Source organism: Pseudomonas sp. BN417 (assembly GCF_029871205.1).
GTDB lineage: Bacteria > Pseudomonadota > Gammaproteobacteria > Pseudomonadales > Pseudomonadaceae > Metapseudomonas.
Genome location: NZ_SSOJ01000126.1, coordinates 1 through 18,546, shown reverse-complemented (window position 1 = coordinate 18,546; position 18,546 = coordinate 1). Strand labels below are relative to the sequence as shown.

The 18,546-nt window shown below is 64.4% G+C and carries 17 protein-coding genes and 4 tRNA genes; 15 read left to right on the top strand and 6 right to left on the bottom strand.

What is annotated here, in order from left to right; genetic code table 11:
* Positions 1-193: 193 nt before the first annotated feature.
* On the top strand, positions 194-2,068 hold the full coding sequence (locus E8F11_RS16220; RefSeq protein ID WP_280289862.1) for an MFS transporter: 1,875 nt from the start codon (positions 194-196) through the stop codon (positions 2,066-2,068).
* 55 nt (positions 2,069-2,123) lie between these two features.
* On the opposite strand, the gene sugE is transcribed toward E8F11_RS16220, so the two are convergent.
* Both sugE and rdgC read right to left on the bottom strand, forming a co-directional pair.
* Positions 2,124-2,438, bottom strand: a complete 315-nt coding sequence (gene sugE, locus E8F11_RS16215; protein ID WP_280289861.1) for a quaternary ammonium compound efflux SMR transporter SugE — start codon at positions 2,436-2,438, stop codon at positions 2,124-2,126.
* A gap of 218 nt (positions 2,439-2,656) precedes the next feature.
* Positions 2,657-3,577, bottom strand: coding sequence for a recombination-associated protein RdgC (gene rdgC / locus E8F11_RS16210; protein WP_280289860.1), 921 nt, complete (start codon positions 3,575-3,577; stop codon positions 2,657-2,659).
* Positions 3,578-3,736: 159 nt separating this feature from the next.
* Here rdgC and E8F11_RS16205 point away from each other — a divergent pair.
* From E8F11_RS16205 to E8F11_RS16180, 6 genes are all read left to right on the top strand, one after another.
* Positions 3,737-3,812, top strand: a tRNA-Val gene (locus E8F11_RS16205).
* Between the two features lie 15 nt (positions 3,813-3,827).
* Positions 3,828-3,904, top strand: a tRNA-Asp gene (locus E8F11_RS16200).
* Between the two features lie 69 nt (positions 3,905-3,973).
* Positions 3,974-4,049, top strand: a tRNA-Val gene (locus tag E8F11_RS16195).
* A 14-nt stretch (positions 4,050-4,063) separates the two neighbouring features.
* Positions 4,064-4,140, top strand: a tRNA-Asp gene (locus E8F11_RS16190).
* A gap of 213 nt (positions 4,141-4,353) precedes the next feature.
* A complete protein-coding gene (locus E8F11_RS16185; protein WP_280289859.1) occupies positions 4,354-5,061 on the top strand; it encodes an FKBP-type peptidyl-prolyl cis-trans isomerase in 708 nt (235 codons plus the stop codon).
* Between the two features lie 374 nt (positions 5,062-5,435).
* The gene (locus E8F11_RS16180; protein ID WP_280289858.1) at positions 5,436-5,861 is read left to right on the top strand and encodes a DUF1232 domain-containing protein; all 426 of its coding nucleotides are present in this window, start codon (positions 5,436-5,438) and stop codon (positions 5,859-5,861) included.
* 5 nt (positions 5,862-5,866) lie between these two features.
* On the opposite strand, the gene E8F11_RS16175 is transcribed toward E8F11_RS16180, so the two are convergent.
* Positions 5,867-6,628: a transporter substrate-binding domain-containing protein gene (locus E8F11_RS16175; protein ID WP_280289857.1), complete on the bottom strand. Its 762-nt coding sequence runs from the start codon at positions 6,626-6,628 to the stop codon at positions 5,867-5,869.
* 121 nt (positions 6,629-6,749) lie between these two features.
* Here E8F11_RS16175 and E8F11_RS16170 point away from each other — a divergent pair, with 121 nt between their 5' ends.
* The 3 genes from E8F11_RS16170 to E8F11_RS16160 are packed head-to-tail and all read left to right on the top strand — an operon-like array spanning position 6,750 to position 7,893.
* Complete coding sequence (locus tag E8F11_RS16170) at positions 6,750-7,064, top strand: helix-turn-helix transcriptional regulator (RefSeq protein WP_280289856.1); 315 nt, start codon at positions 6,750-6,752, stop codon at positions 7,062-7,064.
* Complete coding sequence (locus tag E8F11_RS16165) at positions 7,061-7,426, top strand: hypothetical protein (protein WP_280289855.1); 366 nt, start codon at positions 7,061-7,063, stop codon at positions 7,424-7,426. Before E8F11_RS16170 ends, E8F11_RS16165 begins: the two co-directional genes overlap by 4 nt.
* Positions 7,426-7,893: a sel1 repeat family protein gene (locus E8F11_RS16160; protein ID WP_280289854.1), complete on the top strand. Its 468-nt coding sequence runs from the start codon at positions 7,426-7,428 to the stop codon at positions 7,891-7,893. Before E8F11_RS16165 ends, E8F11_RS16160 begins: the two co-directional genes overlap by 1 nt.
* A gap of 157 nt (positions 7,894-8,050) precedes the next feature.
* Here the strand turns inward: E8F11_RS16160 and E8F11_RS16155 are convergent, their stop codons facing one another.
* Both E8F11_RS16155 and E8F11_RS16150 read right to left on the bottom strand, forming a co-directional pair.
* Entirely contained in the window at positions 8,051-9,796 is a 1,746-nt protein-coding gene (locus E8F11_RS16155; RefSeq protein ID WP_280289852.1) for a bifunctional diguanylate cyclase/phosphodiesterase, read from the bottom strand.
* A gap of 84 nt (positions 9,797-9,880) precedes the next feature.
* Positions 9,881-11,962 (bottom strand): carboxy terminal-processing peptidase, encoded by a 2,082-nt coding sequence (locus E8F11_RS16150; RefSeq protein WP_280289851.1) that lies wholly within the window; start codon positions 11,960-11,962, stop codon positions 9,881-9,883.
* Between the two features lie 128 nt (positions 11,963-12,090).
* On the opposite strand from E8F11_RS16150, the gene E8F11_RS16145 reads away from it, so the two are divergent.
* From E8F11_RS16145 to E8F11_RS16130, 4 genes are all read left to right on the top strand, one after another.
* Positions 12,091-13,056, top strand: a complete 966-nt coding sequence (locus tag E8F11_RS16145) for an NAD(P)H-quinone oxidoreductase (RefSeq protein ID WP_280289850.1) — start codon at positions 12,091-12,093, stop codon at positions 13,054-13,056.
* A 157-nt stretch (positions 13,057-13,213) separates the two neighbouring features.
* Positions 13,214-13,777, top strand: a complete 564-nt coding sequence (ahpC, locus tag E8F11_RS16140; protein ID WP_280289849.1) for an alkyl hydroperoxide reductase subunit C — start codon at positions 13,214-13,216, stop codon at positions 13,775-13,777.
* Positions 13,778-14,039: 262 nt separating this feature from the next.
* A complete protein-coding gene (gene ahpF / locus E8F11_RS16135; protein WP_280289848.1) occupies positions 14,040-15,596 on the top strand; it encodes an alkyl hydroperoxide reductase subunit F in 1,557 nt (518 codons plus the stop codon).
* Between the two features lie 120 nt (positions 15,597-15,716).
* Positions 15,717-16,259 (top strand): hypothetical protein, encoded by a 543-nt coding sequence (locus E8F11_RS16130; RefSeq protein WP_280289847.1) that lies wholly within the window; start codon positions 15,717-15,719, stop codon positions 16,257-16,259.
* 61 nt (positions 16,260-16,320) lie between these two features.
* Here E8F11_RS16130 and modA read toward each other — a convergent pair whose 3' ends face one another.
* On the bottom strand, positions 16,321-17,076 hold the full coding sequence (modA, locus tag E8F11_RS16125; protein ID WP_280289846.1) for a molybdate ABC transporter substrate-binding protein: 756 nt from the start codon (positions 17,074-17,076) through the stop codon (positions 16,321-16,323).
* Between the two features lie 255 nt (positions 17,077-17,331).
* Here modA and E8F11_RS16120 point away from each other — a divergent pair.
* A partial coding sequence (locus E8F11_RS16120) for an OprD family porin (RefSeq protein WP_280289845.1) occupies positions 17,332-18,546 on the top strand: 1,215 nt, incomplete at its 3' end.

Below are 18,546 nucleotides of genomic sequence, written 5' to 3'. Positions count from 1 at the left end.
CGCACCGAATCTCCGGCGCGGAGCCGGTGGTGCGCACGGCACACCCTACCGATCTGCCGCTCGTGGGAGCGAATTCATTCGCGAATCGGCCATCGGGATGTGGCTTTCAACTACTGTCCTGCTGTCCAATCAGCGACGTGCGGTTTGAGTCGCACGGGGCTATTCCACTGCCAACCACCAGGTACCAAGGAAGATGAGCCAACACTCGCAATTCGCCCTGCTGGGCACCCGGCGGTTCCTGCCGTTCTTCGTGACTCAGCTGCTCGGCGCCTTCAATGACAACATCTTCAAGCAGTCACTGATCCTCGCCATCCTCTACAAGCTGAGCATCGCCGGGGACAAGGGCATCTTCACCAACCTCTGCGCCCTGCTGTTCATCCTGCCGTTCTTCCTCTTTTCCGCCCTGGGCGGGCAGTTCGGCGAGAAGTTCGCCAAGGACTCGCTGATTCGCGCGATCAAGCTGGCGGAAGTGGCGATCATGGCCGTGGGCGCGCTGGGCTTCTTCTTCGACAGCCTGCCGCTGCTGTTCCTGACGCTGTTCGCCATGGGCACCCACTCGGCGCTGTTCGGCCCGGTGAAGTATTCGATCCTGCCTCAGGTACTGCGCGAGGACGAGCTGGTCGGCGGCAACGCGCTGGTGGAAATGGGCACCTTCCTGGCCATTCTCGCCGGCACCATCAGCGCCGGGCTGATGATGTCCGCCGAGCGCTACGAGCCGTTGGTGGCCTGCGCCATCGTCCTCACCGCCAGCCTTGGCTACCTGGCCAGCCGCGGCATTCCCCGCGCGGCGGCGGCGCTGCCGGAGCTGGCGCTGGACTGGAACATCTTCCGCCAGTCCTGGCGGATCATGCGCCTGGGGCTGGGCCAGCGGCCGTCGGTGTCGCGCTCGCTGGTGGGCAACTCCTGGTTCTGGTTCCTCGGCGCGGTCTACCTGACGCAGATCCCGGCCTATTCCAAGGAGTTGCTGTACGGCGACGAGAGCGTGGTGACCCTGATCCTCACGGTGTTCTCGGTGGGCATCGCCCTGGGTTCGATGCTCTGCGAGCGGCTCTCGGGCGGCAAGGTGGAGATCGGCCTGGTGCCCTTCGGCTCTATCGGGTTGACCCTCTTCGGCCTGCTGCTCTGGTGGCATTCGGGCGGCTTCCCGCAGGGCGCCGTGCCCCATGACTGGCTGGCGCTGCTGGGCCATGGCCAGGCCTGGCTGATACTGGGCGACATCCTCGGCATCGGCCTGTTCGGCGGCTTCTACATAGTGCCGCTCTATGCCCTGATCCAGGCACGCACGGCGGAGAACGAGCGGGCCCGGGTGATCGCCGCGAACAACATCCTCAACGCGTTGTTCATGGTGGTCTCGGCCATCGCCTCGATCCTTTTCCTCAGCGTCGCCGGGCTGTCGATCCCCGAGCTGTTCCTGGTGGTGTCGCTGATGAACGTCGCGGTGAACAGCTACATCTTCAAGATCGTCCCCGAATTCACCATGCGCTTCCTGGTCTGGCTGCTGGGCCATTCCCTGTACCGGGTCGAGCACAGGGGGCTGGACGCGATTCCCGAGGAAGGGCCAGCGGTGCTGGTGTGCAACCATGTGTCCTTCGTCGACGCCCTGCTGATCGGCGGCGCGGTGCGGAGGCCGGTGCGCTTCGTCATGTACTACAAGATCTACCAGCTGCCGGTGCTGAATTTCATCTTCCGCACCGCCGGCACCGTGCCCATCGCCGCGCGGCACGAGGACCTGCTGGTCTACGATGCGGCTTTCAGGAAGATCGCCGAGTACCTGCGCAACGGTGAGGTGGTGTGCATCTTCCCCGAGGGCAAGCTGACCGGCGACGGCGAGCTGAACGAGTTCAAGGGCGGCATCGAGCGCATCCTCGAGGAGAACCCGGTGCCGGTGATCCCCATGGCGTTGCAGGGCCTCTGGGGCAGCTTCTTCAGCCGCGATCCGGCCAAGGGCTTCTTCAAACGCTTCTGGTCGCGCATCCGCCTGGTGGCCGGCACGCCGCTGCTGCCGGAGCGCGCCGACCGCCAGACCTTGCAGCTGCAGGTGGCCGAGTTGCGTGGCGACGCGCGCTAGGCTCGACGCCCATGAAAAAGCCCGCCGATCGGCGGGCTCTTTCATTGCGGGATTCTCAGTGGCTGAGCTTCAGGCCGATCAGGCCACCGATGATCAGCGCCACGCTGAGCAGGCGCACCAGCGCCATGGATTCGCCGAACAGGATGACGCCGGCGATCACGGTGCCCACGGCGCCGACGCCGGTCCAGATGGCGTAGGCGGTGCCCAGCGGCAGCTCCTTCATCGCCAGGCCAAGCAGGCCCAGGCTGACGGCCATGGCGGCGACGGTGAGGGTGGTAGGCAGCGGGCGGCTGAAGCCCTCGGTGTACTTCAGGCCGACGGCCCAGCCCACCTCGAACAGGCCGGCGAAGAAGAGAATGATCCAGGACATGATGGCCTCCAGACGAACTACAGGTTTTGGGGCCGTCCCCGGATGATCACTGCGCGAGTGGCAAGGTCGTCCTTGCGCTGCGCAGTATTTTGCACATCCTGACTGCTTGGGCAAGTCCTCCGGGATCGGCGGGCGCCAACTGCAATTGCCAGGTATGGGGGAGCAGGGGGCTTGGCCCGAATGTGAAAGCGCCGGCTCGGGGCCGGCGCTCGGGAGGGTCAGACGCCCTGCGGGATCTCTTCGCCGCCGAGGGCTTCGAAGAGCTGGGGGATGAACTCGACCAGGGTCAGCATCATCAGGGTGAAGCTGGCGTCGAGCTGGCTGAGGGAATCGTCGCCGCCATCCTGCTCGGCCTTCTCCTGCAGCAGGTCCTCGAAGCGCAGGCGCTTGATCACCAGCTTGTCGTCGAGGATGAAGGAAAGCTTGTCCTGCCAGGCCAGGGACAGCTGGGTGACCAGCTTGCCGGAGGTCAGGTGCAGCTGGATCTCGTCGCTGGTCAGGTCCTGGCGCTTGCAGCGCACCACGCCGCCGTCTTCATCGGTGTCCCGCAGTTCGCACTCGTCGAGCACGTAGAAGTCGCTGGCGGCTTCCTGGGTCTGGACCCACTGGGTGAGGGTGGCAGTGGGGGCGATCTTCACCGAGGCCGGGCGCACCGGCAGCGAGCCGATGGCTTCACGCAGGGTGCTCAGCAGGTCTTCGGCACGTTTCGGGCTGGAAGCATCGACCAGGATCAGGCCCTGGGCCGGGGCGATGGCGGCGAAGGTGGCGGACTTGCGGATGAAGGCGCGCGGCAGGAAGCTCTGGACAATCTCGTCCTTGAGCTGGTCGCGTTCCTTTTTGTAGACCTTGCGCATTTGCTCGGCTTCGATCTCGTCGACCTTCTCCTTCAGCGCATCGCGAACGACGCTACCGGGGAGAATGCGTTCTTCCTTGCGTGCGGCGACCAGGAAGAAGCCTTCGCTGACATGCACCAGCGGCGCATCCGGGCCCTTGCCGAAAGGCGCCACGAAACCGTAGGTGGTCAGCTCCTGGCTGGCGCAAGGGCGGGCCGGCTTGGTGGCCAGCGCGGCTTCCAGCGCCTCGGCATCGACGTTCAGATCCTGGGTGAGGCGATAGACAAGCAGGTTGCGGAACCACATAGGGGTAAAACCTCCGGACACAAAGCGCGCATTATTCTCGTCGGGAGGCTCCAGGCCAACCCTGAGCTAACCCTTTGGAAGGCATGAGAATTTTTTTTTGAATTGGGGCTTGCCAGGGTCCGGATACCGCTCTAGAATGCGCCCCACTTCGAGAGTGAAGGGTGATTAGCTCAGCCGGGAGAGCATCTGCCTTACAAGCAGAGGGTCGGCGGTTCGATCCCGTCATCACCCACCAATTTCGCAGTTACGCGCAGCGGTAGTTCAGTCGGTTAGAATACCGGCCTGTCACGCCGGGGGTCGCGGGTTCGAGTCCCGTCCGCTGCGCCATATTCGAAAGCCCTCAGGTATTGCCTGGGGGTTTTTCATTTAGTGTGTGATCCTTCGTTGGACGCATTTGGGTGATTAGCTCAGCCGGGAGAGCATCTGCCTTACAAGCAGAGGGTCGGCGGTTCGATCCCGTCATCACCCACCAGTTTCGCGATACACGCAGCGGTAGTTCAGTCGGTTAGAATACCGGCCTGTCACGCCGGGGGTCGCGGGTTCGAGTCCCGTCCGCTGCGCCATATGAAAGCCCTCAGGTAGCGATACCTGGGGGCTTTTTCTTTGTCCGGCGAAAAGGTCATGCAGCGCCTACATCTTTGCTTACGTGATGCCTCGCAAGTCGCTGAACTAAATGCCAAGTCGCTGTTCCTATTGCCCATAGCCACTACTTGCGGCGGCCTGCTAAGCTCGCCGTTCAATCGTATTGCCATCACGGCGACAGACAAGGATTCAGCATGAAACAACATCGGTTGGCGGCCGCTGTGGCCCTGGTGGGCCTGGTTCTCGCGGGCTGCGATTCGCAGACCAGTGTGGAACTCAAGACCCCGGCACAGAAGGCTTCCTACGGCATCGGTCTGAACATGGGCAAGAGCCTGGCCCAGGAAGGCATGGATGACCTCGATCCCAAGGCTGTTGCCCAAGGCATCGAAGACGCCATCGGCAAGAAAGAGCAGCGCCTGAAGGACGAGGAGCTGGTTGAAGCCTTCGCCTTCCTGCAGAAGCGTGCCGAAGAGCGCATGACCGCCCTGAACGCCGAAAACGCGAAGGCCGGCAAGAAGTTCCTCGAAGACAACGGCAAGCGTGAAGGCGTGGTGACCACCGCCTCCGGCCTGCAGTACGAGATCGTCAAGAAGGCCGAAGGCCCGCAGCCCAAGGCTACTGACGTAGTGACCGTTCACTACGAAGGCAAGCTGACCGACGGCACCGTGTTCGACAGCTCCATCCAGCGCGGCAGCCCCATCGACCTGCCGGTCAACGGCGTCATCCCTGGCTGGGTCGAAGGCCTGCAGCTGATGCACGTGGGTGAGAAGGTCAAGCTGTTCATCCCCAGCGAACTGGCCTACGGCGAGCAGAGCCCGAGCCCGGCCATCCCGGCCAACTCGGTACTGGTGTTCGACCTGGAACTGATCGCCATCAAGGACCCGGCCGCCGCCCAGAACTGACAGTGGCAGCAGGTCCCCTGAAAACGCCCCGTCTCGACGGGGCGTTTTCGTTTTCGGCGACGGTCCGGCTTGAACCGAAAAACGACCTTTCAGTCATAACGGGAGTGGGGCGACGGCGAAGTGTTACGGTTATGCACATGACCCGGTAACCACGCTTGTGTCGGGTGCGACTCGCGGTCGCATTGCCTGCCCAGTGGCCAAATGTTTGATTTTGCTGGCCTTTTGGCAGTGGGTAAAATTTGCCCGATCTGACGCGGGGCCGCATGAGATGGGCCTTTGCTCGACTCTATGAAAGACTGTTAACAAGGTTATCCACAGATTTCGTGGATAACCGCACCAAGCCGTCTAGGCCAAGCCTCAGCCGAGGGATACCCATGAAAGCACCCTGGAATTTCCAGCGTTACCTGACCCTCGCGCAGCGTTTCCTCGCCGGAGGGCGGTTGCCTTCGCTGTTGCTCGCGGTATCCCGCAAGAGCGCGAGCCAGGGCGGCCGGCTCGGTGCGGTGAAGGATGACCTGCGGTTGTTACTGTCCCTGAGCAATGCCTGGCTGCGTGGTGAGTACCGGCAGATCAACCCCAAGGCCTTCCTGGCCGTGGTGGGGGCCTTGCTCTATTTCGTCACCCCGCTCGACGCCTTGCCGGACTGGCTGGTGGGCATGGGCTTCGTCGACGACCTGGCGGTACTGGCCTGGGTCCTCAAGACCTGGAGCGGCGAGCTGGACGCCTTCCGCGCCTGGCGTGGGGCGCAGGCGCCGGAAGTGCGCGCGGCGCTGGAAAGGTTGCCGGCACCGGACGAGTAGACCGGTCAGCGGTCCTGAAGCCCGGCGCGGCGCTGTTCGCCCAACAGCAGTCCCTCAAGTTCGCCGCTGTCGCGCAGGGCCTGCAGCGCTGTGTCCAGGTGCTGGGCTGATACCGGCAAGCGGCTTCCATAGGCGCAGTGCAGGCGGTAGCGCTCCACTACCCAGGGGCTGAATACCAGGGGCGCATCGGGGCGCAGGGTCAGTTCGAAGTCGAGGGCGCGGCGCATGTCGATGACGGCGTCCAGGCGCTTGCGGCTCAGCAGGTTCAGGCTGGTGTCCAGGTCGCGCACGTCCTTGCGCACTATGCTGCGGTTCGCGAAGGCTTCCATCAGGGGCATGCTGTAGGCGTAGCCCAGGCTGGTACCCAGCACCTTGCCCTTGAGGTCGGAAAGGCCGGTGATGGGCGGGCTGTCCCGGTGCTGCAGGAGCACGTCCTCCTCCTCGAACAGCGGCGGCGACCAGTGATAGGCCGTGGGGTCCATCATCCATTCGGGGTTGGCGTTGCAGATCAGGTGAATGCGCCCGCTCTTCAGGGACTCTTCGATGCGTTTGTTCGGGGTTTCGATGAAGCTCACCGGTACCGCCAGGTCCTTGGCGATGCGTTCGCCGAGGCGATGGATGAAGCCGCCGAGCAAGGCGTGGTCGCTCACTTCCACATAGGGCATACCGTCGGCGGGGCCGAAGCCCCAGCGCAACTCTTCGGCCAGCAACAGGCTTGGCCAGAGGCTGGCGAGTATCCAGAAAACAAGACGAAATTGCCGCGTCACGAGCCTTCCCCCGCCTGGTGGACGCAGTATAGTTCACCCTCTGCGGGCCCTCGGCCTGATAATATGGCCGCCTGCATGGAGGTGCTGAAGCAGTCGGCACTGTGTTCCACGGGGAGCTTCAATGAGTGTGCAAGTGATCATGCGTGACGGCCAGGCGGAGTACGCTGTACTGCCCTGGGCCGAATACCAGGCGCTACTGCGCGCCGCCGGCCAGGCCACCGCAGAGTCGGCCGCCGAAACCACCAGGACCGCGCTCGGACAACTGAAGACGCTGCGCGAATCCCAGGGCCAGAGCCTGGAGCAACTGGCCCGCGCCGTCGGTATCAGCCCCCACTACCTGGGGCTGATCGAGAGTGGCGAGCGCGAGCCTGACGAAGCCATCAAGCGTGGCCTGGCGCAGGCCCTCGGGGTCTCCGGCTGGGAGTCCGGGTCTTGAGCCTGCGTATCAGCCGCCAGCACTGGCAAGCCCTGTTGGACGAACTGGAAGACGCCCGCCGTCAGCGCCACCTGCTGACCTACCGGGCGTTGATTGAACGCCTGCAATTGCCGACTCCGGCGATGCAGACCCTCACCGCCGCCCTCGAGCACCTGGCTGCGCTCGATGCCCGTGCCGAGCGCCCACTGCGCAGCTCGCTGGTCATCAGCCAGGGCGCCAGCCGCTTGCCGCGCACCGGATTCTTCGAGTGCGTCGAGCGCCTGGGGCGCTTCTCCGGCCCGCCGGATGGCACTGCTGCCGCGTCCTGGCATGCCTCCGAGGTGGTACGGGTCTTCGAGTTCAGCTATCCCGAGGAAGGCTGATGCTCTGGACGCTGCGGGCACGCATCGGCTATCAGGTGGCCCGTTGGCTGCTGCGCTTTCCCAGGCTGGTGGCGCAACCGCGCGCCTGGCAGTGGATGCAAGGGCAGTATGCGCGCATGGCTGCCCTGGGCGATCTGCCCGCGCAGAGCTTCTACGGCCACCTGCTGCTGCACCGTGGCCATGGCTTCGGCGCGCGGGAGGAGGGTATCCGCCTGCTGCGCCTGGCGGCCGGAGCCGGTGACGGCAAGTCCGCCTATCAGTTGGGCGTGCTGAGCCTGGCCGGTGATCCCCGGCAGGCGCCGGACGCCGCCGAGGCGGCGCGCTGGTGGAGCCTCGCCGCCGATGCCGGCCACCCGCTGGCTGCGCGCAAGCTGGCCGAACTTTACCGCGATGGCGGGCCGGGCCTGGAGCCTGATGTCGAGGCCGCCGAGCGCATGGCGCGGCGGGCCGGCGAGCTGGGGCTCTGACCGGGATTCTCCGGCGCGCGGCCGGCGCTGGCAATCCGCCACGCGGATTTCCACCCTGCGCAGGTCGTCTGTAGCGCTACGAATCTGCGTGTCGGAGCGAGCTTGCTTGCGACTGGGTTCTTCGCCAGCAAGCTGGCTCCTGCCGGTCCGGGCGCTTTTATTTCGCTTCGATGATATGCAGGCTGTAGCCGGGTATCGCCTTGGCATGGCGCTTGGCTTCCGAAGCGAGGTCGGCCAGTTGCGAGGCGTCCAGGCGAGCGCAGGCGTCAGGGTCGAGGGTGACGACGCCGACCGACAGGGACAGCAACGGAAACTCCTCGCGCTGACCGTGGCGATTGTGCGCGACGAAGCAACCCGCCAGCAGGTGGTCGCTGCGATAGAAGCGCCGGCACTGGCCCTGGAAGTCTTCCAGCAGGTGGTTGAGACGGGCGCGCCAGTCCTCTGAACCCAGCACCAGCATAAAGTCGTCACCGCCGATATGGCCGACGAAGTCTCGCGTCGGGTCGACCCTCTCACTCAGGCATTGGGCCAGGCAGAGCAGTACCTCATCGCCCTTGGCATAGCCATAGAGGTCGTTGAAGGGCTTGAAGCTGTCGATGTCCACATAACAGATCACCGCCTGGCGGCGCTGTTGCAGCAGGCGCGTCAGGCACTGCTGGATCGGTACGTTGCCCGGCAGCAGGGTCAGCGGGTTGGCATGCCGGGCCTGCTGGATCTTCAGCTCGGTGATCAGCTTGAGCACGTCTATCACCCGTCCCAGGCCCCGGTAGCGGCCGTCGAGGACGATGATGAAGTCTTCCTCGAGGCGCTGGCGCGCGCGGCTGGTGATCAACCGGCTGACCTGTTGCAGCGATTGCCCCAGTTCCACGGCCAGGAAATCGCCGCTCATCAGCCGGCTTACCGGTTTGCGGGTCAGCAAGTCGGTGGCGAAGGGCTTGAGCAGGGCTTCCGACAGCAGGTGGCGGTGGACTATGCCGACCGGCTGTTGCCGGGCGTCCAGCACCGCGAGGGAGTTGAGATTGGCCTGGGCGCGGAATGCCTCCAGCACTTCGTGGATGGGCGTGTCTTCATGTACCGCCGGTTGCTCACGGAGCAGGGCGGCGAGGTCGCTGCCTTCCTCGCTCATGCCGCCGATGGACTCCAGCGGCGGCAGCAGGGCGCGGACATCGCGCGACGGATGCTCCTGGGGGCGGCCGAGCAGGTAGCCCTGGACCAGGTCGATGCCCATTTCCGCCAGTACCGCCAACTCTTCCGGCAACTCTATGCCTTCGGCGATCACCTGGGCGCGGGAGGCCTTGGCCATCTTCAAGATGGATTCGACGAATTCGCGCTTCACCGCGTCCTGATGAATGCCGTCGATGAAGTGGCGATCGATCTTCACGTAATCCGGGCGCAGTTCGGACCACATGCGCAGGCTGGAGTAGCCGGCTCCCAGATCGTCCAGGGCAATGGAAAAGCCCATGGCGCGGTAGTGGTGCAGCGCGGTATCGAGCAGGTTGAAGTCTTCCGTGGGGGTCTGCTCGGTGAGCTCGATCACCACCCGGCTGGGTGGGATGCCGAAGGCCTGCAGCATCTTCAGGGTGCGCCCCGGCTGGTGCGCCGGGTCGAGCAGGGATTCGGGGGAGACATTGAGGAACAGCAGGCCGTCGAGATCGAGTGCCTTGAAGCGGCTGCAGGCGCTTCGGCGGCAGGCCATTTCCAGCTCGCTCAGGCGCCCGGCGTGGCGGGCCACGGCGAACAGGGTCACCGGTGGGTGCAGCGGGCTGTTGGACGGGCCGCGGGTCAGTGCCTCGTAGCCGAGGATGCGCCGTTCGGACAGCGACAGGATCGGCTGGAACAGGCTGTGCAAGTCGCCGTGAGCGAGGATCTGGCCCAACGCGCTCAACTGCTCGGTGACGGTCATGGTGCTACTCGTGAAAAAAGACGGGGGCCGCATGTGCGGCCCCCGGATTTCACGGCAGTTGTGTGACGGCGTTATGACATCAGATCAGTGTTTCGCCACCGCCGCATTGAGACCCAGGTAATCCAGCAGGATCTGCCCGGTCTCGGTGAGGTAGGCGTCGTCCTCCGGCTTGGTCTTCTCTTCTTCCACCGGCAGGGCGTCTTCGTCCTCGGTCTTGAGCTCCTTCAGCAGCTCTTCGCCCCTGGCCTTGCGGCGGGTGTTCTCCATCGTCAGCTGCTTGGCCTCGATATCCGCCTGCTGGGCGCGACGCTTGGCTTCATTGAGGCTGACCACCGTGTCCTTCATCAGCTTCTGTGCCAGTGCCAGGCGCTCGCGGCTGTAGACGAAGTCCGGGTCCTGGGCGGTGCGGCTGTCGTGACGGGCCTTCAGCTCCGCGAGGAAGGGCTTGAAGGGGTCGAGCTCGGGCTTGATGGCCGGGCGGATGCTGTCCCAGGGCATGGCCTCGGGCAGGGCGCTCTCGCCGATCTGCTTGGTGTCCACCACCGAGGGGTACTCGATGTCCGGCAGCACGCCCTGGTGCTGGGTGCTCTGGCCGGAGACGCGGTAGAACTTGGCCAGGGTCAGTTTCAACTCGCCATGGTTCAGCGGCTGGATGGTCTGCACCGTGCCCTTGCCGAAAGTCTGGCCGCCGATGATCAACGCGCGGTGGTAGTCCTGCATGGCGCCGGCGAAGATCTCCGAGGCGGAGGCGGACAGGCGGTTGACCAGCACGGCCATGGGGCCGGTGTAGTAGGCGCCGGTGTTCTCGTCGGCCAGCACGTCGACGCGGCCGTCGCTGTTGCGCACCAGCACGGTCGGGCCCTGGTCGATGAACAGGCCGGTGAGCTCGGTGGCTTCCTGCAGGGAACCGCCGCCGTTGTTGCGCAGGTCAATGACCACGCCGTCGACGTTTTCCTTCTTCAACTCGCCCAGGAGTTTCTTCACATCGCGGGTGGTGCTCTTGTACTCGGGATCACCAGCGCGGAAGGCCTTGAAGTCCAGGTAGAAGGCCGGCACCTCGATCACGCCGAGCTTGAACTTGCTGCCTTCATGCTCGAGATTGAGGACGGATTTCTTCGCCGCCTGTTCTTCCAGCTTCACCGCCTCGCGGGTGATGGCGACTATCTTGCTGGTCTGGTCGTTCGGTGCGTTGCTCGCCGGGATCACCTCCAGGCGTACCACCGAGCCTTTCGGGCCGCGGATCAGCTTGACCACTTCATCCAGGCGCCAGCCGATCACGTCGACCATCTCGCCGTTGCCCTGGGCGACGCCGACGATCTTGTCCGCCGGGGCCACTTGCTTGCTCTTCTCGGCGGGGCCGGCCGGGACCAGACGCACCACCTTGACGTATTCGTTGTCGCTCTGCAGCACGGCGCCGATGCCCTCGAGGGACAGGCTCATGTTGATGTCGAAGTTTTCCGCATTGTCCGGGGAGAGGTACTGGGTGTGCGGATCGTAGGTCTGCGCGAAGGCGTTGATGTAGGCCTGGAACACATCCTCACCGCGAGTCTGGTCGAGGCGGGAAAGCTGGTTCTTGTAGCGCTTGACCAGCAGTTCCTGGATGGCCTTGGGTTCCTTCTTGGCGATCTTCAGGCGCAGTACTTCATCCTTCACGCGTTTGCGCCAGAGGTCGTCGAGGGCGGCGCGGTCCTTGGCCCAGGGCGCTTTCTCGCGGTCGGTCTCGAGGCTTTCGTCGACACTGAAGTCGATCTTGTCGACGCCCTTGTCGAGCATCGCCAAGGCGAACTCCAGGCGCTCCTTGAGACGGTCCAGGTGGCGCTTGTAGATGACGAAGCCCGGCTCCAGGTCGCCGCTTTTCAGCAGGTCGTCGAAGCGTGCGCGCCACTTGTCGAATTCAGCGATATCGGCGGCGGTGAAGTACATCCGTGCCGGGTCGAGCAGCTTGATGTAGCCGTCGTAGATCTTCGCCGAGCGCTCGTCGTTGAGTGGCGGCTTGTTGTAGTGGTGGCGCTTGAGCAATTCCACCACGTTGAGGCTGGCGATCACCTGTTCACGGTCGGGCTGAAGTGAGTCCCAACTGTTCGGGGCGGTGGGGGCGGCATGCAGCGGCAGGGCGCTGACGCTGAAGGCCAAGGCAAACGCAGTGCTGATCAGGGAGCGCTTCATGCTGATTCGACGTCGGGACAGGTGATAACGCATATTAGGCCGTATTTGGGGGCGCCGGGTTCCATCGGCGCAAAAGCGAAGGCCCGGCAGCTAGGCCAGGCCAGGACCAAGCTCACTATGGAGGCACCGTGAAGGCATTGCAAGGCGTCGAAGGACGCGTGGAGTGGGGGGAGCGGGCCAGCCCGGCCTGTGATGTGGGACAAGTGCGCATTCGCGTGGCCGCCGCCGGCCTCAACCGCGCCGATCTGTTGCAGCGCGCGGGGCTTTACCCGCCGCCGCCGGGGGCCAGCGACATCCTCGGCCTGGAGGCGTCCGGGGTGATCGCCGAGGTGGGCGCCGGCAGTGGCGCCTGGCAGGTGGGCGACCGGGTCTGCTGCCTGCTGGCGGGCGGCGGCATGGCCGAGGAAGTGGTGGTGGATGCGCGCCATGTCCTGCCGGTGCCCGAAGGCCTGTCGCTGACCGAGGCCGCCGCGCTGCCGGAGGTCTACGCCACCGCCTGGCTCAACCTGTTCCAGCTGGCGGCGCTCAAGCCCGGCGAGAGGGTGCTGCTGCACGCCGGCGCCAGCGGCGTCGGCTCCGCCGCCATCCAATTGTGCAAGGCCTTCGGCAGTCCCTGCTGGGTCAGCGTGGGGTCGGCCGAGCGCCTGGCCTATTGCGAATCCCTCGGCGCCCAAGGCGGCGCCCTGCGTGGCGAAAGCCTGGAGAGCCTGCGCGACTTCGCCCCCTTCGATGTGATCCTCGACCCTGTGGGCGGCAACTACGCGAGCCTCAACCTGGCCCTGGCCGCCACCGACGGGCGCTGGGTCAACATCGGCCTGATGGGCGGGCGCAAGGCCGAGCTGGACATGGCGCTGTTGCTGGGCAAGCGCGTGCAGCTGATCGGCTCGACCCTGCGCAGCCGTGACGAGCAGTTCAAGGCCGACCTCATCAGCGAGCTGCGCCAGCACGTCTGGCCGCTGTTCGCCGAGGGGCGCCTGCAGCCGCGGCTGGAAAAGGCCTTCCCGGCCGCGGAGGCGGAAGCCGCCTTCGAGGCCCTGGCGAGCAACCAGGTCGAAGGAAAACTCGTGCTCCTGGTGGACGAAAGCCTCGCCTGAGGCCTGTTGTCCCAACGCTCCAGGCCGCGTGGCGCGGGGCGTTGGGATGATGCATTGAGGTACTCAATCAATCTGATGACTTCAATCAATAGGATCTTTTTGGAATAACCCCATAGTCTTCGTCGGGTAAATTTTCTAACCCAACGAGGATGTTGCGATGTCTCTGATCAATAGCGAAGTCAAACCGTTCAAAGCCACCGCCTACCACAAGGGCGAATTCGTCGAAGTCACCGAAGCCAGCCTGAAGGGCAAGTGGTCCGTCGTGTTCTTCTACCCGGCCGACTTCACTTTCGTCTGCCCGACCGAGCTGGGCGACCTGGCCGACAACTACGCCGAGTTCCAGAAGCTGGGCGTGGAGATCTACGGCGTGTCCACCGACACCCACTTCACCCACAAGGCCTGGCACGACACTTCCGACACTATCCGCAAGATCCAGTACCCGCTGGTTGGCGACCCCACCTGGGTTCTGTCGAAGAACTTCGACGTGCTGATCGAAGAAGCCGGTCTGGCTGACCGTGGCACCTTCGTGATCGACCCGGAAGGCAAGATCCAGATCGTCGAGATCAACGCCGGCGGTATCGGCCGTGACGCCCAGGAACTGCTGCGCAAGGTCAAGGCTGCCCAGTACGTGGCCGCCCACCCGGGCGAAGTCTGCCCGGCCAAGTGGAAGGAAGGCGAAGCCACCCTGGCTCCGTCCCTGGACCTGGTCGGCAAGATCTAAAAAATGGGCGTAGAGCTGCTGCGCTAGGCATTGCGGCGTTGAAATCAGGCTCGGGCTGCTCATTTACAGCTCGTAAACTCCGCGCCCTCGCCTGATTTCGCCTAGCACTGCCGTCGCTCGCGGCGCTCTACATCCCATTTTACGCCCAGTGTCACTGGCGGATGGCCTAGCGCCATCCGCCCGCATCAAACCCCTCTCACCGCAAGGGCGGACGGCAACGTTCGTCGAGGGGTACTCATGCCCGCACTAAAGGAATTCGCACATGTTGGACGCCAATCTTAAAACCCAGTTGAAGACCTACCTGGAAAAGGTCACCCAGCCGTTCGAGATCGTCGCGTCCCTCGATGACAGCGACAAATCCCGCGAGCTGCTCGCGCTGTTGCAAGACATAGTCGGCCTGACCGACAAGATCACCCTGAAGACCGATGGCAGCGACGCGCGTCGCCCGTCGTTCTCTCTGAACCGCCCGGGCGCCGATATCGCCCTGCGTTTCGCCGGCATCCCCATGGGCCACGAGTTCACCTCGCTGGTGCTGGCCCTGCTGCAGGTCGGCGGCCACCCGTCCAAGCTCGCCAACGATGTGATCGAGCAGATCAGGTCGATCGAGGGCGAGTTCAACTTCGAAACCTATTTCTCGCTGTCCTGCCAGAACTGCCCGGACGTGGTGCAGGCGCTGAACCTGATGGCCGTGCTCAACCCGAACATCCGCCACGTCGCCATCGACGGCGCGCTGTTCCAGGGCGAGGTAGAGGCGCGCCAGATCATGTCGGTGCCGAGCATCTACCTGAACGGTGAGCTGTTCGCCCAGGGCCGCATGGGCGTGGAGGAAATCCTCGCCAAGATCGACACCGGCGCCGCCGCTCGCGATGCCGAGAAACTCAGCGCCAAGCCCGCCTTCGACGTATTGGTGATCGGTGGTGGCCCCGCCGGCGCCTCCGCGGCCATCTACGCCGCGCGCAAAGGCATCCGCACCGGTGTGGCGGCCGAGCGCTTCGGCGGCCAGGTGCTGGACACCATGGCCATCGAGAACTTCATTTCCGTGCAGGAGACCGAAGGTCCGAAACTGGCCCGTGCCCTGGAAGAGCACGTCAAGCAGTACGAAGTCGACATCATGAACCTGCAGCGCGCCAGTGCGCTGGTCCCGGCCAAGGCCGAGGGCGAGTTGCATGAAGTGCGCTTCGAGAGCGGTGCTTCGCTGAAGGCCAGGACCGTGATCCTCTCCACCGGTGCCCGCTGGCGCGAGATGAACGTTCCCGGCGAACAGGAATACCGTGGCCGCGGCGTGGCCTACTGCCCGCACTGTGACGGCCCGCTGTTCAAGGGCAAGCGCGTTGCCGTGATCGGCGGCGGCAACTCGGGCGTCGAGGCGGCCATCGACCTGGCTGGCATAGTCGCTCACGTGACCCTGATCGAGTTCGACGACAAGCTGCGGGCCGACGCCGTGCTGCAGAAGAAGCTGGGCAGCCTGCCCAACGTCACCATCATCAAGAGCGCGCTGACCAGTGAGGTGAAGGGCGATGGCCAGAAGGTCAACGGCCTGGTCTACAAGGACCGCACCACCGACGAGCTGCGCACCCTGGAACTGGAAGGCATCTTCGTGCAGATCGGCCTGCTGCCCAACAGCGAATGGCTCAAGGGGGTGGTGGAGCTGTCCCCGCGTGGCGAGATCATCGTCGACGCCAGGGGCCAGACCAACATTCACGGCGTATTCGCCGCGGGTGACGTGACCACTGTGCCCTACAAGCAGATCGTGATTGCCGTGGGCGAGGGCGCCAAGGCTTCCCTCAGCGCCTTCGATCACCTGATTCGTACGACCTGATTTTTCAGCTTGGTGTGCTGAAGTGGCGGAGGGCCTGCAAGGGCCTTCCGCTTTTTTTATGTCCGCGCGGCTTCCCTGTATCCTTCGCCCCTTCGAACTTTCTTCTACAGGGCGCCTCCCGTGAAACAGCAACTTTTCGAATTGGTCACCGCAATCAGCTCCGGCTGCATGAGCGACGAGGAGATCGAGCGCGTCGCCGATGAGGCAGCCCAGGCCTATGCCGATCAGGACGCCTTCCTCGCCGCCAACCCGGACATCAACTACGACGACGATTTCCCCATCCCCCTGGGCGAATGGGTGGTGGTGGGCAGCCTGCCGGAGACCGTACTGTTCCAGGCCGACACTTATCAGGAGTTGTTCCAGCAGGTGGTGGACTCCTTCGGCCCCACCGTGAACTTCGTGCTCAAGTCCAAGCAGCTGGCGAAGGTCGAGCCGCTCAAGGCGCTGAACCGTATCCAGGTGCAGCTCTCCAGCCTCTACCCGGAAAAGGGTGGCTACGTGCTGGTGGACTTCAGCGAACCGCTGGATGACGAGCTGCAATGCGTGCTGGTCTACAAGTCCGACCTGGAAAGGGTGATGGAACTGGCGGTAGACGTCGGCATCTATGCCGCCCCGGCCTATGAGGCTCTCAAGGCGGCAATGGAAGAGAGTGAAAACGACTGACTCGCTCTTGTAGGTTGGGCTGAGCTCCGCGAAGCCCAACCTACGGTGACCCTCTCGATCCTTACAGCTGATAACCGTAGGACTTGATCACTTCCGCGGCTTTCGGCCCTTTCAGGTAGTCCACCAGTGCCTTGGCCGCCGGGTTGGCTTCGCCTTTCTTCAGGATCAGCGCGTCCTGCCTGATCGGCTCATGCATCTCGGCCGGCACGACCCAGGCCGAACCGCTGGTGATCTTGCCGTCCATGTACACCTGGGACAGGGCGACGAAGCCCAGCTCGGCATTGCCGCTGGAAACGAACTGCAGCGCCTGGGTGATGTTCTGGCCTTCCACCAGCTTGGGTGCCACGGTCTTGGTCAGGCCCAGCTTGTCCAGCACCTGGGTGGCCGCCACGCCGTAGGGCGCGGTCTTCGGGTTGGCGATGGACAGGTGCTTGTACTGGCCGCTCTTCAACACGTCGCCCTTGGCGTCTACGTAGCCTTCCTGCGCCGACCAGAGCACCAGGGTGCCGATGGCATAGGTGAAGCGCGAGCCGGCAACGGCGTCGCCTTCCTTCTCCAGCTTGGCCGGTGTGGTGTCGTCGGCGGAGAGGAAGACCTCGAAGGGGGCACCGTTCTTGATCTGGGTATAGAACTGGCCGGTGGCGCCATAGGCAGCGATCAGCTTGTGGCCGGTGTCCTTCTCGAAATCCTTGGCGATGGCCTGGATCGGCGCGGTGAAGTTGGCGGCGACCGCCACCTGGACTTCCGCAGCCGATGCGCTGCCCAGGGTGAGCAGGGCGAAGAGCGCGGCGGTGGCGCGGGAAATGCGATGACTCATGGGATGACTCCTGCTGAGGGGCGATTCTTGTTCGGTTTTTCGCTATGTAAAAATCTATATAGCGATGGGGTCGGCATTCTCGTCAGGGTTTGACTTTCAAGTCAAGTTTCGTTCTGATGCACGCCGTTCCGCTCTTCGTAGTCGCTGCCAATCAGGTCGGCGGCCAATGTTCGCCTATCGCTATATACAAAACAATACAGCGATTCACGGGATGCGGGGACCTGCAGAACCATCCACTGGAGTAGCACACAGACAATGAGAACATCTTCCCTCGCCCTGGCCGTAGCCCTGGGTGTCCTGGCCCAGCAGGCCGCCGCCGGCGGCTTCATCGAGGACAGCAAGGCCAGCCTCGCCCTGCGCAACTTCTACATCAACTCGGACAACCGCGAAGGCACCGCCGCGCCCTCCAAACAGGAGGAGTGGGGCCAGGGCTTCCTGTTCAACTACGCCTCGGGCTTCACCGAGGGCACGGTCGGCGTCGGCGTCGACGCCCTCGGTCTGCTCGGCGTCAAACTGGACTCCGGCAAGGGCCGCCACTACAACCCGACCAGCGCCAACTACGGCGGTACGGTGTTCCCCACCGACAACGACGGCCGCGCCAAGGACGATTTCGGCAGCCTCGGGGTGACCGGCAAGCTGCGCTTCTCCAAGACCGAGGCGCGCCTGGGCACCCTGCTGCCGAAGCTGCCGGTGGTGACCTACAACGATGGCCGCCTGCTGCCGCAGACCTTCGAGGGCGGGCAGATCACCGCCAACGAGATCGCCGGGCTGACCCTGGTCGGCGGCCAGCTGGAACACGCCAAGGGGCGTAACTCCAGCGACGCCCGCGGCCTCTCCATCGCCGGTGCGAACAACGCCCGCAGCGGCCAGTTCGTCAACAAGTTCTACTTCGCCGGCGGCGACTACAAGGTCAGCGACGCCCTGCTCGCGCAGTACTACTACGGCAACCTGGAAGACTTCTATCAGCAGCACTTCCTCGGCCTGACCCACACCTGGGCGCTGCCAGTGGGCGCGTTGAAGTCCGACCTGCGCTACTTCCACAACAGCGCCGACGGCCAGAACGGCAGCGCCGCCGGGCGTCGCGAAGGCTTTGTCAGCAGCGGCAACTGGGCGGCCAACGACCCGCACCGCGGCGAAGTCGACAACCGCACCTGGAGCGCCTTGTTCACCTACAGCCTGGCCGGCCACGCGGCGAGCCTGGGCTACCAGCAGCTCTCCGGCGACAGCGCCTTCCCCTTCCTCAACCAGGGCGACGGCGCCACCGCCTACCTGATCACCGACCGCCAGATCGGCAAGTTCCTCAGCGCGGGCGAGCGCACCTGGGTGGCCGAGTACGGCTACGACTTCGCCAAGCTCGGGGTGCCGGGGCTGAAGGCCCAGGCGACCTACCTCAGGGGCAGCAACATCGAGACCCAGGGCGATGACCAGGGCGAGTGGGAGCGCGATTTGCGCCTCGACTACGTGCTGCAG

Excerpts from the sequence above, each read along its gene's own strand:
- E8F11_RS16180 (WP_280289858.1), top strand. The coding sequence starts at position 5,436 with ATGAAAGCACCCTGGAATTTCCAGCGTTACCTGACCCTCGCGCAGCGT.
- ahpC (WP_280289849.1), top strand. The coding sequence starts at position 13,214 with ATGTCTCTGATCAATAGCGAAGTCAAACCGTTCAAAGCCACCGCCTAC.
- E8F11_RS16220 (WP_280289862.1), top strand. The coding sequence starts at position 194 with ATGAGCCAACACTCGCAATTCGCCCTGCTGGGCACCCGGCGGTTCCTG.
- modA (WP_280289846.1), bottom strand. The coding sequence starts at position 17,076 with ATGAGTCATCGCATTTCCCGCGCCACCGCCGCGCTCTTCGCCCTGCTC.
- E8F11_RS16155 (WP_280289852.1), bottom strand. The coding sequence starts at position 9,796 with ATGACCGTCACCGAGCAGTTGAGCGCGTTGGGCCAGATCCTCGCTCAC.
- ahpF (WP_280289848.1), top strand. The coding sequence starts at position 14,040 with ATGTTGGACGCCAATCTTAAAACCCAGTTGAAGACCTACCTGGAAAAG.
- rdgC (WP_280289860.1), bottom strand. The coding sequence starts at position 3,577 with ATGTGGTTCCGCAACCTGCTTGTCTATCGCCTCACCCAGGATCTGAAC.
- E8F11_RS16185 (WP_280289859.1), top strand. The coding sequence starts at position 4,354 with ATGAAACAACATCGGTTGGCGGCCGCTGTGGCCCTGGTGGGCCTGGTT.
- E8F11_RS16170 (WP_280289856.1), top strand. The coding sequence starts at position 6,750 with ATGAGTGTGCAAGTGATCATGCGTGACGGCCAGGCGGAGTACGCTGTA.
- sugE (WP_280289861.1), bottom strand. The coding sequence starts at position 2,438 with ATGTCCTGGATCATTCTCTTCTTCGCCGGCCTGTTCGAGGTGGGCTGG.
- E8F11_RS16150 (WP_280289851.1), bottom strand. The coding sequence starts at position 11,962 with ATGAAGCGCTCCCTGATCAGCACTGCGTTTGCCTTGGCCTTCAGCGTC.
- E8F11_RS16160 (WP_280289854.1), top strand. The coding sequence starts at position 7,426 with ATGCTCTGGACGCTGCGGGCACGCATCGGCTATCAGGTGGCCCGTTGG.